The 14,368-nt window shown below is 71.7% G+C and carries 13 protein-coding genes; 10 read left to right on the forward strand and 3 right to left on the reverse strand.

Features of this window, described 5'->3' with window-relative positions:
• The first annotated feature begins 60 nt into the window (after window positions 1-60).
• From IE290_RS16105 to IE290_RS16150, 10 genes are all read left to right on the forward strand, one after another.
• Window positions 61-1,524 (forward strand): right-handed parallel beta-helix repeat-containing protein, encoded by a 1,464-nt coding sequence (locus IE290_RS16105; protein ID WP_229874527.1) that lies wholly within the window; start codon window positions 61-63, stop codon window positions 1,522-1,524.
• Window positions 1,524-2,756, forward strand: coding sequence for an O-antigen ligase family protein (locus IE290_RS16110; protein ID WP_191245385.1), 1,233 nt, complete (start codon window positions 1,524-1,526; stop codon window positions 2,754-2,756). The genes IE290_RS16105 and IE290_RS16110 overlap by 1 nt, the downstream gene beginning before the upstream one ends.
• Window positions 2,757-2,826: 70 nt before the next feature.
• Complete coding sequence (locus IE290_RS16115) at window positions 2,827-4,014, forward strand: HAD-IIIA family hydrolase (RefSeq protein WP_191245386.1); 1,188 nt, start codon at window positions 2,827-2,829, stop codon at window positions 4,012-4,014.
• A gap of 4 nt (window positions 4,015-4,018) precedes the next feature.
• A complete protein-coding gene (locus tag IE290_RS16120) occupies window positions 4,019-5,158 on the forward strand; it encodes a glycosyltransferase family 4 protein (RefSeq protein ID WP_191245387.1) in 1,140 nt (379 codons plus the stop codon).
• Window positions 5,155-6,267: an NAD-dependent epimerase/dehydratase family protein gene (locus IE290_RS16125; protein ID WP_191245388.1), complete on the forward strand. Its 1,113-nt coding sequence runs from the start codon at window positions 5,155-5,157 to the stop codon at window positions 6,265-6,267. Before IE290_RS16120 ends, IE290_RS16125 begins: the two co-directional genes overlap by 4 nt.
• A complete protein-coding gene (locus IE290_RS16130) occupies window positions 6,264-6,962 on the forward strand; it encodes a nucleotidyltransferase family protein (protein ID WP_191245389.1) in 699 nt (232 codons plus the stop codon). Before IE290_RS16125 ends, IE290_RS16130 begins: the two co-directional genes overlap by 4 nt.
• A complete protein-coding gene (locus IE290_RS16135; protein WP_229874528.1) occupies window positions 6,938-7,948 on the forward strand; it encodes a GHMP family kinase ATP-binding protein in 1,011 nt (336 codons plus the stop codon). Before IE290_RS16130 ends, IE290_RS16135 begins: the two co-directional genes overlap by 25 nt.
• Entirely contained in the window at window positions 7,932-8,606 is a 675-nt protein-coding gene (locus IE290_RS16140; RefSeq protein WP_229874529.1) for a phosphatase PAP2 family protein, read from the forward strand. The genes IE290_RS16135 and IE290_RS16140 overlap by 17 nt, the downstream gene beginning before the upstream one ends.
• A 59-nt stretch (window positions 8,607-8,665) precedes the next feature.
• Window positions 8,666-10,207 carry a right-handed parallel beta-helix repeat-containing protein gene (locus IE290_RS16145; protein WP_191245390.1) on the forward strand — a complete coding sequence of 514 codons (1,542 nt, stop codon included), beginning with the start codon at window positions 8,666-8,668 and terminating at the stop codon, window positions 10,205-10,207.
• An 11-nt stretch (window positions 10,208-10,218) separates the two neighbouring features.
• Window positions 10,219-11,346 (forward strand): nucleotidyltransferase family protein, encoded by a 1,128-nt coding sequence (locus IE290_RS16150; protein WP_191245391.1) that lies wholly within the window; start codon window positions 10,219-10,221, stop codon window positions 11,344-11,346.
• 6 nt (window positions 11,347-11,352) lie between these two features.
• Here the strand turns inward: IE290_RS16150 and IE290_RS16155 are convergent, their stop codons facing one another.
• From IE290_RS16155 to IE290_RS16165, 3 genes are read right to left on the reverse strand one after another with little or no spacing between them, the layout of a single operon-like run.
• Complete coding sequence (locus IE290_RS16155) at window positions 11,353-12,291, reverse strand: hypothetical protein (protein WP_191245392.1); 939 nt, start codon at window positions 12,289-12,291, stop codon at window positions 11,353-11,355.
• Entirely contained in the window at window positions 12,288-13,139 is an 852-nt protein-coding gene (locus IE290_RS16160; RefSeq protein ID WP_191245393.1) for an MmyB family transcriptional regulator, read from the reverse strand. Before IE290_RS16160 ends, IE290_RS16155 begins: the two co-directional genes overlap by 4 nt.
• A gap of 52 nt (window positions 13,140-13,191) precedes the next feature.
• Window positions 13,192-14,322: an asparagine synthase-related protein gene (locus tag IE290_RS16165; protein WP_229874530.1), complete on the reverse strand. Its 1,131-nt coding sequence runs from the start codon at window positions 14,320-14,322 to the stop codon at window positions 13,192-13,194.
• Window positions 14,323-14,368 lie beyond the last annotated feature (46 nt).

The following is a 14,368-nucleotide window of genomic DNA, read 5'->3' on the forward strand; positions in this document are numbered from 1 at the left end:
AGGTTGCCCGTGCGCGCACGAACGACGACCCGACTCCGCTGGGCGACGACGCTCCTCGTCGTGCTGGCACCCTTGGCCGTGCTCGCCTGCACCCCCAGCCCCGAACCGGCCGACGCCACCGCGGCGCTCGCCGCTTCCGGGGCGTGCGGCAACCTGCGGCCCGGCCCGGCGGAACCACCCGCCGGAGCGGTCGTCGTCGACCCGGCCGTGACCGGCGACCTCCAGGCCAAGACCAAGGCGAACCCGCCGGGCACCACCTTCTGGCTGCGGCCCGGCACGCACACCCTCGGCACCGACGAGTTCGACCAGGTCCTGCCGAAGGACGGCAACACCTACACCGGCGCGCCGGGAGCGGTCGTCGACGGCCGGAACACCAACCGGTACGCCTTCACCGGCAAGGCGAGCAAGGTGACCATCGAGCACCTGACGGTGACCGGCTTCGACGCCCCGGACAACGAAGGCGTGGTCAACCACGACTCCGGCGCCGACTGGCTCATCCGGTCGAACCTGCTCACCGACAACCGCGGCGCCGCGATGATGGCCGGCGCCCGCCAGGTGATGACGGGCAACTGCCTCAAGGACAACGGTCAGTACGGGCTCAACGCCTGCTGCGGCGACGTCACCGACCTCGTGCTCGAGGGCAACGAGTTCGTCGGCAACAACGCCGACGACGTGGAGAGCAAGTACGCCGACGGCTGCGGCTGCACCGGCGCGATGAAGTTCTGGGAGGTCGACGGCGCCGACATCCGCGGCAACTGGATCCACGGCAACCGCGGGCCCGGCATCTGGGCCGACACGAACAACAACGACTTCCTGATCGAGAACAACCTGATCGAGAACAACGACGGCACGGCGATCTTCTACGAGACCAGCTACAACGCGACCATCCGCGGCAACACCCTCAAGCGGAACAACCTGGTCGCCGGCCGCGAGTTCGTCGACCGCGACGACAACTTCCCGGTCGCGGCGGTCTACATCTCCGAATCCGGTGGCGACGCCCGGGTGCCCGCCCGCACGGACAAGATCGACATCTACGACAACACCTTCGAGGACAACTGGTCCGGGGTCACGCTGTGGGAGAACGCGGACCGGTTCTGCAACAGCCCCGCCAACTCGTCCACCGGTGTGTGCACGCTGATCGTCGGCGACGTCGCGAAGTGCGCCCCGCCGGGCATCCGCACCGAGCCGCTGCTGTCGGACTGCCGGTGGAAGACCCAGAACGTGCAGATCCACGGCAACCGGTTCGACGTGAACCCGCGCGCCATCGACTGCCAGGCGATGTGCGCGCGGATGGCGGTGCTGTCCAACTACGGCAGCTCGCCGGACTGGTCGCCCTACCAGGGCGAAGTCATCCCGGAAGCCATCACCTCCAGGCAGAACAACCGCTGGTACGGCAACAGCTACACCGGGCCGTGGACCTTCATCGCGCACGACGCGAGCCGGCTGGTCGAGCAGGTCGAGTGGCAGGGCCCGGCCTACCGGCAGGACGCCGGCAGCACCTTCGCGGTGGGAGGCGGGAACTGATGAACCTCACCGACATCCAGCGACGGCCCCTGGACTCCGACGACGTCGCCCACGGCCCGCACACCCTCAAGATCCTGGGCGCGATCTGGGCCCTGCTGATCTTCAACACCCTCGCCACGCAAGGCGTTTCGGCGCTCATCCCGATCCCGCGCCCGGTGACCCAGGCGCTCACGATGGGCGCGGTCGGCGTCGCGTTCGCGCTCGCTCTGATCCTCAACCCGCGACTGAAGATCCGGCCGAGCGCGTTCCTGATGCTGCTCAGCCTGCTGCTGGTGGCGAGCGTCGCGAGCAGCGTGCGGATGGAGTCCGGTCTGGGCTCGCTGTTCCGGTGCACCCGGCTCGGGCTGTTCATCGGGACGTTGTGGCTGATCAGCCCGTGGATGAACGGGTCGGTCTGGTTCGTCCGCCAGCACATCAGGGTGCTGACCGTGCTGCTCGTGACCGTGGCGCTCGGCCTGGTGATCTCCCCCGGCTCGGCCATGCCGGAGCTCAACGACGGCCGCCTGACCGGCGTGCTGTGGCCGCTGACCCCGACGCAGATCGGGCAGTACGCGGCGATCGTCGCGGGCCTGGCCGTGCTGCTGTGGGTCAACCGGCTCACCGACGCCCGCAGCGTCGCCTTCGTCGCGGGCCCGGCGATCGTCCTGCTCCTGCTGACCCACACCCGCACGGCGACCCTGGGCCTGGTCGTCGGGCTGGTCGTCGCGATGCTGTCGATGTGGCTGACCAGCGGCCGCGCCCGCAAGGCGTTCGGGTGGGGCATCGCGGCCGCCGGCATCGGCGCCGTCCTGCTCGGGCCCCTGTTGCAGACCTGGATCCTGCGCGGGCAGGACGCGGAGAACTTCGGCAACCTCACCGGCCGCGCGAAGGTGTGGGACAGGCTGCTGGCCGCCCCGCGCACCTGGTTCGAAGAGGTCTTCGGCAAGGGCCTGTCGAACAAGTCCTTCGACGGGTTGCCGATCGACAACAGCTGGCTCGCCGTGTACCACGAGCAGGGCTACCTCGGGGCAACGATCGTGGCGCTGTTCCTGGTCACGCTCGTCGTGGTGGCCATCGCCCGGCCACCGTCGCCGGGGCGGGCGTGCGCGTTGTTCCTCATCACCTACTGCCTCACCGCCTCCTACACCGAGGCCGGTCTCGGCGACGCCTCGCCGTACCTGCTCCACCTGGCGGTAGCCGCCGGGTTGCTGTCCGCACCCAGATCGATTCCACAAAGGACGGTGATCGGATGACCGGGGCGCGGCCCGTAACGCACCCGGGCCCGCGCGCGACCTCCAGTCATCTCAGAGAGGTGGTCGAACCGTGAGCCAGCCAGGGGTTCTGCTCGATCGCGACGGCACGATCATCGTCGACAGCGGGTATGTCGGCTCCGTCGACCGGGTCGAGTTCATCGACGGGTCCATCGCGGCCATCGCCGCGCTCAACCGCGCCGGCATCCCGGTCGCGGTGGTCACCAACCAGGCCGGGGTGGCGCGCGGGTACTACGGCATCGCCGACGTGGAACAGGTCCACAAGCACATGATCGCCGAGCTGGCGCGGCACGGCGCGCACGTCGACCTGTGGCTGTTCTGCCCCTACCACCCGGACGGCATCGTCGAGGCGTTCGCGCGGCGCAGCGCCGACCGCAAACCCGGCCCGGGCATGGCGCTGGCCGCCGCGGAGGCGCTCGACCTGGACCTGTCCGCGTCCTGGGTGGTCGGCGACAGCCCGGCCGACGTCGGGCTCGCCCGTGCCGTCGGCGCCAAACCGCTGCACGTCGGGCCGCCCGGCTCGGCGGTGACGGGTGTGGACACGTTCCCCGATCTGGCTGCCGCCGTGCGGTTCATCCTCGACGGCAGCACCGTTGCGGCGCCGCGGCAGCAGAAGGCGCCGAAGTTCCCGGCCGCGAAGTTCCACCGCGCGGACTCCTTCGGCGGCGCCTACGTCGCCGAACTGGCGCGGGCCTTCGCCACCGTGGACCTCGAACAGGTCAGCCGCGCGGCGAAGGTCCTCAGCGCCGCCTACGACCGCGATTCGGCGGTGTTCGCCTGCGGCAACGGCGGATCCGCGTCGATCGCCAACCACCTGCAGTGCGACCACGTGAAGGGCATCCGCAACGGGACCGGCGTCACCACGCGCGTGCAGAGCCTGAGCACCAACGTGGAGCTGTTCAGCGCGATCGCCAACGACCTGGGCTACGAGCACGTCTTCGAATACCAGCTGCAGTCCCAGGCGCGGCCGGGTGACGTGCTGATCGTCATCTCGTCCTCGGGCCGCTCGCCGAACATCGTGCGGGCACTGGACTGGGCGGCCGCGCACGACATGCCGACCATCGCGCTCACCGGGTTCGAAGGCGGGGCCGCGCGGCGCCGCGCCGAGGTCTCCATCCACGTCGACTCCGCCAACTACGGCGTCGTCGAAGACGCCCACCAGGCGTGCATGCACCTGCTGGCCCAGTACGTCCGACAGTCGAGGATGACCCCAGATGCCGTTGTCTCGCAGACATTCTGACCGCATGCGCGTCGCGATCAACCTGCTCACCGACGATCCGTTCAACCCCTCGGGCGCGCACTGGTTCTGGACTCGGGTCATCCCGGAGATGACCCGGCTGCTCCGCGACGGCGAGTCGTTCCACCTGATGGTGAGTCCGAAGTCGCGGCCGACGCACGACTACGGGTCGAGCGTCGGCTACATCACCTACCCGTGGTCCAACGAGAAGCGCAACCTGCGCACGCTGTCGGAGCACGTGTACTCGCCGCTGCGGCTGCCGTTGAGCGGGATCGACGTGCTGAACACGCTGATGGCGCCGATCGTGAAGTCGGCGCCGAAGCTCGTGGTGCACATCAAGACGCTGCACGCCTACACCACACCGCACGCGATTTCGCCGCCGGCGCGGCTGTACCGGCAGCTGAGCTACCCGCGCACCGCGCGGCTGGCCGACGCGATCATCCTCAACTCGCGCAGCCTGGTCGACGAGGTGCAGCAGTACCTGAAGGTCGATCCGGCGAAGATCCGGCTCATCCCGGAGGCGGTGGACCACGACCTGTTCAACCCCGGCGACCGGGACGAGGCGTTCGCGCACGTCGCGAAGCGGTACGGGGTGCGTGAGAACTTCGTGTTGTTCGTGTCGTCGCTGTGGCCGTACAAGAACTGCGAAGGACTGATCCGCGCGTTCGCCGCGGCGAAGTCCGACCTCGGTGACCGGCAGCTGGTCGTCGTCGGACCCGGCCGGGACGTCGAGTACGTCGGCGAGCTCAAGGCGCTGGCCGCACGGCTCGGCGTGGCGGACGACATCGTGTGGGTCGGCGGGGTGCCACTGGAGGAGACCGTGCACTTCTACCGCGCCGCGGACGTGTTCGTGTACCCGTCGCACAACGAGACGTTCGGCCTGCCGATCCTGGAAGCCATGGCGTCGGCGTGCCCGGTGGTCACCTCGAACGTGACGGCGATGCCGGAGACCGCGGGCGGGGCGGCGCTGCTGGCCGACCCGAAGGACGCGGACTCGATCGCCGACCAGATCGTCAAGGCGTGCGGCCCGGAGGGCGAGCGGCTGCGCGCCCGCGGACCGGAACGCGCCGGCGAGTTCACCTGGGCGGCCACCGCGGCGCGGACGCTCGACGTCTACCGCGAAGTCCACGAGGGGCACACCGTATGAGGGTCCTGGTCACCGGCGGCGCCGGGTTCATCGGCTCGCACACCTGCGACCGGCTCGTCGAGCTGGGGCACGAGGTGACCGTGCTGGACGTGCTGGCCGCGCCGGTGCACCGCGACGGCAAGCCGAACCACCTCACGCCCGGCGTGGAGTTCTACGAAAGCGACGTGCGCAACCGGGATCTGATGCGCAACCTGCTGCGCCGGGCCGACGCGGTCTACCACTTCGCCGCCTACCAGGACTACCTGCCGGACTTCGCGAAGTTCACCGACGTCAACGTCACCTCCACGGCGATGATCTACGAGATCGCGGTCGCCGAGAAGCTGGACCTGGCCCGGATCGTGGTGGCGTCCTCGCAGGCCGCGATGGGCGAAGGGCTGTACCGGTGCGCGGAGCACGGCGAGCAGACGCCGGACATGCGGCCGGAGTCCGCACTGCGGGCCGGGCGTTGGGACATCGGCTGCGCGGTGTGCGGTGAGCCGCTGGAGATGCTGCCCACGCCGGAGCGGATCGCGAACCCGCAGAACGCCTACGGCATGTCCAAGCACGGCGAGGAGGTCGTCGCGGTCAACCTGGGGCGCCGCTACGGCATCCCCACGGTCGCGCTGCGCTACAGCATCGTGCAGGGCCCGCGGCAGTCGGTCTACAACGCCTACTCCGGCGCGTGCCGCATCTTCAACCTGCACTACCTGCTGGGCGGCGCGCCGACGCTGTACGAGGACGGGCAGAACGTCCGCGACTACGTGAACATCCACGACGTCGTCGACGCGAACGTGCTGGTGCTCGCCGACGACCGCGCGGCCGGGCGGGTGTTCAACGTCGGCGGCGGCACCGGATACACCACGCAGGAGTTCGCCGAGATCGTGCGACGGCAGTACGGATCGGACCGGCCGGGCCGGATCAGCGGCGAGTACCGCTTCGGCGACACCCGGCACATCACCTCCGACATCGACGCGCTCAAACAACTGGGCTGGTCCCCGAAGCGGACCCCGGCGGACTCGGTCGCCGAGTACGCCGAGTGGTTGCGGGACATGCCGGGCCTGGACGAGATCCTCGCCGAGGCGGACGCCAAGATGCGATCGCTCGGCGTCGTGCGCAAGGCGGTGACGTGAAGGCGTTCCTGCTCGCGGCCGGGCTGGGGACGCGGTTGCGGCCCCTGACCGACCACACGCCCAAGTGCCTCGTCGAGATCGGCGGGCGGCCGATGCTGGACATCTGGCTCGACGCGCTCGCCGCCGCCGGGGTGGACGAGGTGCTGGTCAACCTGCACCACCTGGCCCCACTGGTGCGCGCGCACCTCGCGGACCGGCGAGGTGGCCCGGTCGTGCACACCGTCGAGGAGCCGGAACTGCTCGGCAGCGCGGGCACGCTGTGGACCAACCGGTCGTTCGTCGCGGGCGAGGAGATGTTCCTGGCGCTCAACGCCGACAACCTCACCGACTTCGACCCGCGCGTCCTGATCGACGCGCACCGCGCGGGCGGGGCCATCGCCACGCTGTCGGTGTTCCACGCGCCCGACCCCACGCGGTGCGGGATCCTGACCGTCGAGAACGGACTCGTCACGGATTTCACCGAGAAGCCCGCCGAACCGTCCAGTGACCTGGCGAACGCGGGGATGTACGCGTTCTCCCCCGCCGTGCTCGACCTGATCGGGCCGCCGCCGCGGGACATCGGTTACGACCTGCTGCCCAAGCTCGTCGGACAGGCGCGCGTGGTCTCCCTCGGCGACTCGTGGTTCCTCGACATCGGCACCCCCGCGGCCCTGGCCAGGGCGCGCGACGAATGGCAAAGCAGGCGAGCATCGTGATCATCACCCAGACCCCGCTGCGCATCGGGCTCGTCGGTGGCGGGACCGATCTGCCCGGCTACTACCGCGAACACGGCGGCCGGGTGCTCAACGCGGCGATCGACAAGTACGTCTACGTCGTGGTCAAGCAGCGCTTCGACGACGAGATCTACGTCAACTACTCGCGCAAGGAGATCGTCTCCCGGGTCGAGGACCTGGAGCACGAGCTGGTGCGCGAGGCCATGCACATGACCGGGGTGCGCAGCGGCGTGGAGATCACCACGCTCGCCGACATCCCGTCCGCCGGGTCCGGTCTCGGTTCGTCGTCCTCGGTGACGGTGGGCCTGCTGCACGCGTTGTTCGCCTACCAGGGCAGGCAGGTGACCGCCGAGGAGCTGGCCGACCGGGCGTGCGCGATCGAGATCGACCGGTGCCGCAAGCCCATCGGCAAGCAGGACCAGTACGCGGCCGCGTTCGGCGGGTTGTGCGACCTGCACTTCGGCCCCGGCGACGCGGTGGGGGTCGAGCAGATCGACCTGCCGCGCGCGGACTGGCGGAAGCTGCAGGACGAGCTGATGCTGTTCTTCACCGGGATCACCCGCAGCGCGGACACGATCCTCGGCGAGCAGAACGCCAACGTCGGCAGCAAGCTGTCCCAACTGGGGCAACTGCGCGACCTCGCGGGCGAGGCGGCGGACGGCCTGCGCGGCGGCGACCTGTCCGCGCTGGGCACCGCGCTGCGCAAGAGCTGGGAGGCCAAGCGCTCGCTCGCGTCCGGGGTGTCGAACCAGCAGATCGACGAGGCCGTCGACGCGGCGCTGTCGGCCGGCGCGTCCGGGGCGAAGGTGACCGGCGCGGGCGGCGGCGGGTTCCTGCTGGTCAGCTGCCCGCTGGAACACCAGCAGGCGGTGCGCGCCCGGCTGGCAGGTATGAAGGAACTGCCGATCAAACTGGAGCGGCTCGGGTCGCGGATCATCTTCAACGTGCACCGTGACATCTGGAGCTGACGAGCTGACACCGCACCCCGCCGTCCCGGCCGCACTGCGCGCCCCGCTGGCGGCGATCGCCGTCGCCGCGGCAGCCGTGGCTGTCCTGCTCGGCGTGCTCGTCACCGGTGACAGCACGGGCACCGCGGTCGACCGGAGCGCGTACACGGCGTGGCAGGACAGCGTGCGCGAGCCCTCGTTGTCGTTCGACGTCTCATGGGCCATCGGCACGGCCGGCGACCCCGCGTGGGCCGCCGGGCTCGTGGTGCTCCTCGCGGCGCTCTGCTTCGCCGTGGGCCGCCGGCGCCTGGCGCTGCTCGCCGTCGCCGGGCCCGCCGCCACCGGCGTCATCACCACCCTGGTGAAACCGGTGGTGGACCGGACGATCAACGGCGACCACCTGTCCTACCCCAGCGGGCACACGGCGCTGCTCACGTCACTCGGGATCGTCGCCGGGCTGCTGCTCACCGACCGGTTCCGGCTCGGCCGCGCGCGCGGACTGCCCCTCGTGCTCGGCCTGGCGGTGCTGTGCGGAGCGGCGATGTCGTGGTCGCAGACCGCGTCCCGGGTCCACTACCTCACCGACACGCTCGGCGGGTTCTGCACGGCGCTCGCGCTGGTGGTCGCCGCCGGATGGCTGATCGATCGAGTAGCCGATCGGGTGAAGGTCACCGGGTAACGGCCCTTCCCGCGGGGGCGACTCCTCTAGACGACCGGCGTGACGGACGGGGGACGGGGATGCAGACGAGCAGCCGCGCGGCGGCGCTCACGCTCGGGGCGGGTGTGCTCGCCCTGGCCGCCACCGTCGCGGTGGTGGCGCCCGATTCCGCCGCGCCCCCGGCCGTCGCCCCCGCGGTCCAGGCCGCCCCGGCACAGACCGCGCTGGTCCAGCAGCCGCCCGCGGCCGTCTGCGACAGCCCCGCACTGGCCGGGCCCGCGTCGCCCCCGGCCGGCGCGGTCGTGGTCCCCGCGGGCAGCAACGCGGGTTTCGACTTCAGCACCCCGGACACGACGTACTGGTTCGCACCCGGCGTCCACACGCTGGCGCCCGGCGAGTTCTCGCAGATCGCCCCCGGCCCGGGGGTGACGCTGCTCGGCGGGCCGGGCGCGGTCCTGGACGGCAACCGCGACAACCGGTACGCCATCACCGGACGGGCCGCGAACGTCACCATCCGGCACCTGACGATCCGCAACTTCGTCGCCCCACGGGACGAAGGCGTGGTGAACCACGACTCCGGCGACGGCTGGACCGTCGAGCACAACACCCTGACCCGCAACCGCGGCGCCGCCCTGATGGCCGGCGCGCGCAACCGCATCGCCGGGAACTGCCTGAAGGACAACGGCCAGTACGGCCTCAACGCCTACCAGTCCGGCAACCGCATCACCGGTCTGGTGGTCGAGGGCAACGAGTTCACCGGCAACAACACCGAGGACTGGGAGTCGCAGCTGCCCGGGTGCGGCTGCACCGGCGCGATGAAGTTCTGGGCGGTGAACGGCGCCGATGTGCGGAACAACTGGATCCACGGCAACCGCGGCACCGCCGTGTGGGCGGACACCAACAACAACGACTTCCTGATCGAGGGCAACCTCATCGAGGACAACGACGGCACCGGCATCTTCTACGAGATCAGCTACAACGCGGTGATCCGCGGCAACACGCTGCGGAACAACGCCTGGGCGACCGGCCGCGAGTTCGCCGGTGAACGCGACCCGTTCCCGGTCGGCGCGATCTACCTGTCCGAGACCGACGGTGACGCGCGGATCCCGGCGCGCACCGCGAAGATCGAGGTCACCGGCAACCTGCTGGAGAACAACTGGGGCGGCGTCGTGGGCTGGGCCAACGCGGACCGGTTCTGCAACTCCTCGGCGTCCACCACCTCCGACTGCACGCTGGTCGTCGGACCGGACAACACCTCGGCGTGCTCGCCACCGGCGATCGCCCGCGAGCCGCTGTACACCGACTGCCGGTGGTGGACCTCCGGCCTTGACATCCACGGCAACACGTTCCGCTTCGACCCGGCCGCGGTCGACGGTGGCTGCCCGCCCGAGTTCTGCGGACGGATGGCGTTGCTGTCGAACTACGGCAGCTCGCCGGACTGGTCGCCGTACCAGGGCGACGTGATCCAGCGGCACATCGTGTTCGAGGCGGGCAACCGGTGGCACGACAACACCTACACCGGGCCGTGGCGGTTCACGGTGCCGGACATGAGCACGACGGTGCCGGTCCCGCAGTGGACCGGGGCGCCGTACCACCAGGACGCGGGCAGCACGTTCGGATGACGGAGGGGCGGATGGGACGCAGGTTGTGCGCGGAGAGCGAGTACCCGGCGGCGCTGCTCGCCGTGGCGGCGTACCGCCTGCCGGGGAGCGACCGGGCGTTCCCGGCGGAACCGGTGGGCGCCGAGGAGTGGCCGGGGCTGCTCGCGGCGGCGCGGAAGCACCGGATGACCGGGTTGCTGACGGCGGCGATCACCGCGGGCGCGTTCCCGGCGACCGGTGAGCAGGCGCGCGAGGTGAAGTCCGCGCACGCCACCAACCAGATGCGCGTGCTGGTGCTGGAGCACGAGCTGCTGCGGATCCTCGACCTGCTGGCCGGGGCACGCATCGAGGCGCGGGTGCTGAAGGGAACGGCCGTCGCGCACCTGGACTACCCCGATCCGGCGCTGCGGTCGTTCAACGACCTCGACGTGCTGGTGCGGGCCGGGGACATCGACCGGACGGTCGAGGCGCTGCGGACCGCGGGTTTCCAGCGCACGCTCGCCGAGCCGCGGCCGGGGTTCGACCGGCGGTTCGACAAGGGCATGACGTTGCGCCCGCCCGCCGGGTACGAGCTGGACCTGCACCGCACGTTCGTGCTGGGCCCATGGGGGCGGCGGGTCGACCTGGACGCGGTGTGGGACGAGGGGCAGGAGTTCACGATCGGCGGCCGGGCGGTGCGGGCGTTGTCGCTGCCGAACCGGTTCCTGCACGCCTGCTACCACGCCGCCCTCGGCGACTGGCCGCTGCGGCTCGGCTCGCTGCGGGACGTGGCCGAGATGCTGCGGGTGGTGGATCCGGGGCAGGTGCGGCGGCTGGCCGCGTCGTGGGGTGCGGAGGCGGTGGTGGCCGCCGCGGTGGCCGACACGGTGCGGCTGCTCGGCATCAAGGTGCCGGGCGAGCTGGCCCACTGGGCGGTCGCCTACGTGCCGTCTCCCCGGGACGAATCGTGGCTGGGGTTGCACACGACACCGGACAAGACGTTCGCCGCGCAGGCGGTGGCGACGCTGCGGGTCCTGCCGTGGCGCGACAAGCCCGCGTACCTGCGCGCGCTGGTCTTCCCGGACGCGAGCTACACGGCGGACCGGCACCGTTCGGTGCTGAGCCGGTTCGGCTACGCCCTGCGCGAGGTGCGGAAGGGTTCGCCCACCGGGCGGCGCTGAGCCGGGTCAGCGCCGCAGCTCGGCGACCAGCAGGTTCGAGTCGTTCCCCACCAGGTTGGCGCCGTTGGTCACGTACACCCGGTGCCCCCGCACGACGACGGCCGTCGTCCCCTGCATGCCGTCCGCGGCGTCCAGCAGGGTGTCGTGGGAACCGTCCGCGCCCACCCGCACGAGCTCACTCGCCTGGTTGATCGCGGCGAGGATCTCGTCGCCCCGGCCGGTGAAGTCGAAGTCGTCGATGCCGGCCAGCCCCGTGGCCCGGACCTCGGCGCGGCCGCCGGTCACCGGGATGCGGACGATGGTGCCCCGGTCGGAGTTGCTCGCCCACACGGCACCGTCGTGGATCTTCAGGCCGTTGGCGCCGAAGAAGCCGTCCGGCGCCAGAGCCGGGTCAGCCGACCACACCGACGCCGCGCCGCCCCGCAGCGGGGCTTGCCAGATGCGCCCGTCGGCGGAATCGGTGACGAGGACGCGGTCGCGGTCGATGACCAGCGCGTTCGGCATGGTGTCGGCGGGCAGCGGCACGACGAGCCGAGGCTCGCCGGAGCGGCCCAGCCGCCAGATCCCGGTCAGCGCGCCCTGTCCGGCGGAGTAGAGGAAGTACACGTCGCCGCTGCCCGACCGGGCGACCCCGGTGACCACGGGGGCCCCGACGACCGGGGTGGTGCCGCCGCCACCTGGCGGCAGCGGCATGGTGACCAGCACCTGGACGGCCCCGTCCGGCGCGACCCGCACCACCTGGCGGGCCGGGATCATGCCGATCACCGCGCCACCGCCGGGTTGCGGGGCGATGCTCTCGGCGGCCTGGCCCGCGGCGCGGTCGAAGTGGGCGAGCACGCGCACGTCCGCCAGGCGGCTGGGGCCCGGGTGCGCCCGCGCGGTGGCCGGGGCGCCCGCGACGAGCAGAACGGCGGCGAGCAGGGCGGCGGTCCGGTGGGCGGTCATGCTTCTCCTTCGGTGGTGAAGGTCTCCTGGCCGAGCACGGCCAGCAGCTCCAGCTGCGACACCGCGGCGCTGCCCGGCGCGGGTGAGTACACGATCAGGCGCTGGTCCTGCCGGGCCGTCGCCAGGACGTCGAAGTCCAGTTCGATGAGCCCGACCGCGGGGTGCCGGATGCGTTTGCGGTCGCTGCGACGGACCGCCACGTCGTGCCGGTCCCAGAGCCCGGCGAACTCCGCGCTCGCCGCGCGCAACGCCTCGACCAGCTCGCCCGCCGCGCGGTCGGCCGGCCGGGCCGCGAGGGTCGCCCGCAGGTCCGCCACCTGCGCCTGGCTCTCGTGCTCGTGGTCCTCGGCCGGATGACGCTCGCGCATCGCCGGATCGGTGAACCACCGGTAGGTGCAGCTGCGGGCGAGGCCGCGGAACCGGGTCTGCTCCCCCAGCAGCGCGTCCGCCATGGCGTTCTGGGCGAGGACGATGTTCAGGTCGGAGGCGATCAGGGCGGGCAGGCCCGTCACCCCGTCCAGCAGCCGGAGGAGGCCGCGGCTGACGTGCTCGTCACCACCGGCGCACGGCGGAGCGTGGTGACCGGCGAGGCGGAACAGGTGGTCGCGTTCGTCGGTCGTCAGCCGCAGCGCACGGGCCAGCGCCGCGAGCACCGTGACCGATGGTTGCGGGCCGCGGCCCTGTTCGACCCTGGCGTAGTAGTCCGGTGACATGCCGGCGAGCTGGGCCACCTCGAAGCGCCGCAGCCCCGGCCTCCGGCGTCGCCCGCCCGCCGGGACACCGACGTCCGCCGGCTGGAGCAGCGCCCGCCGGCGCCGGAGGAATTCCGCGAGTTCGTCCCGTGCCACGCCCCCAGCATGATCCTCTGCCGGCGGGACAACCAGGACTCGTCGATACCACCTAACCGCTGGTCGCCAGCCACGCCTGCTGCAGCAGCGTCATCGACGGCGCGTGCGGGCTCGGCGAGAGCCAGTTGTCCCGCAGCGCCTCGGCGTCCACCAGCTCAGCGTCCACCCCGCGACCGGTCCACTCGCGCGCGAAGGCGCGTGTCCGTTCCGTGAAGACCGCCCCCGTGAAGTCCGCCTTCGTCGTGCGTTCCAGGACTTCGCGGGGCAGCAGGTCGCCGAAGACGTCGCGCATCGTGGCCGTCCGGCCGCTCCACCCCCAGAACCCGGCGGCCCGCGCGATCGCCGCCACGAAGTCCGGCTCGGCGAACGTCTGCACGTACCGGCAGTCCAGTTCGGACCCCAGCGCGCGCACCGTCCGGTAGCCCAGCCGCGCGCAGCGTCGCGTCGTGAACTGCCACGCGTGGCGGCCGGCGTGCAGCTCGTACGCCGCCGCGTCCGCCGCGTCCCGTTCGGCGAGCACCTCCTCCGCCGCGGGCCGCAGCCACGGGCGCCGGTACCGGGCGCGCAGCACGGCCCGCCGCCGCACGGACGCGGGCGCCAGCGCGCGCACCGCGTCGGTGAACACCCGGGCCGGCACCCGCCCGCGTGCCTTGAGCACCTTGGTCAGCGGCGTGATCCGCTTCAGCCCGAACACCTCGTCGCCGCCCTCGCCGGTCAGCAGCACGCCACCGCGAGCCGCGTCCATCATCCGCCAGGTCGGCGCGAAGTTCGGCGGCCACACCAGCCCGTGCCGCCGCAGCACCGCGGTCGCGATCGGGCCGACCGGATCATGCTCGTCGTCCACGGTCAGCACGATGCGTTCGGTGATCCCGAGGTGCGCGAGCACGGCGTCCTGCCACGCGGATTCGTCCGACCCGGGCGCCGCCGGGTAGCGCAGCGTGATCGGCACCGGCAGGGGCAGTCCTTCGCGCCGGGCCAGTGACACCGCCGCGGCCAGCAGCGCGGAGGAGTCGCGGCCGCCGGAAAAGGCGACCAGGCAGGGTGTCCGCGTCAGGTGCCCGAGCAGGATCCGGTCGAGCACCCGCCGCGGCTCGCCGGGATCGCCCAGCGGCAACGGGACGAGGTCGTACCCGTTGATCCAGCCGCCCGCGATCTCCAGTCGGTCCATTGTGTACAGGGCCACGGGGTGCTCACTTTCGGACAGTCGGCGGACGGGGACAGGCGGTCAC

The sequence above is a fragment of the Amycolatopsis deserti genome (assembly GCF_014653945.1).
In the GTDB taxonomy this organism is placed as follows: Bacteria; Actinomycetota; Actinomycetes; order Mycobacteriales; family Pseudonocardiaceae; genus Amycolatopsis_E; species Amycolatopsis_E deserti.

Coding starts and splice junctions, on each gene's coding strand:
- IE290_RS16155 (WP_191245392.1), bottom strand. CDS start 12,291: ATGACCGCCCACCGGACCGCCGCCCTGCTCGCCGCCGTTCTGCTCGTC.
- IE290_RS16150 (WP_191245391.1), top strand. CDS start 10,219: ATGGGACGCAGGTTGTGCGCGGAGAGCGAGTACCCGGCGGCGCTGCTC.
- IE290_RS16145 (WP_191245390.1), top strand. CDS start 8,666: ATGCAGACGAGCAGCCGCGCGGCGGCGCTCACGCTCGGGGCGGGTGTG.
- IE290_RS16110 (WP_191245385.1), top strand. CDS start 1,524: ATGAACCTCACCGACATCCAGCGACGGCCCCTGGACTCCGACGACGTC.
- IE290_RS16120 (WP_191245387.1), top strand. CDS start 4,019: ATGCGCGTCGCGATCAACCTGCTCACCGACGATCCGTTCAACCCCTCG.
- IE290_RS16135 (WP_229874528.1), top strand. CDS start 6,938: ATGGCAAAGCAGGCGAGCATCGTGATCATCACCCAGACCCCGCTGCGC.
- IE290_RS16125 (WP_191245388.1), top strand. CDS start 5,155: ATGAGGGTCCTGGTCACCGGCGGCGCCGGGTTCATCGGCTCGCACACC.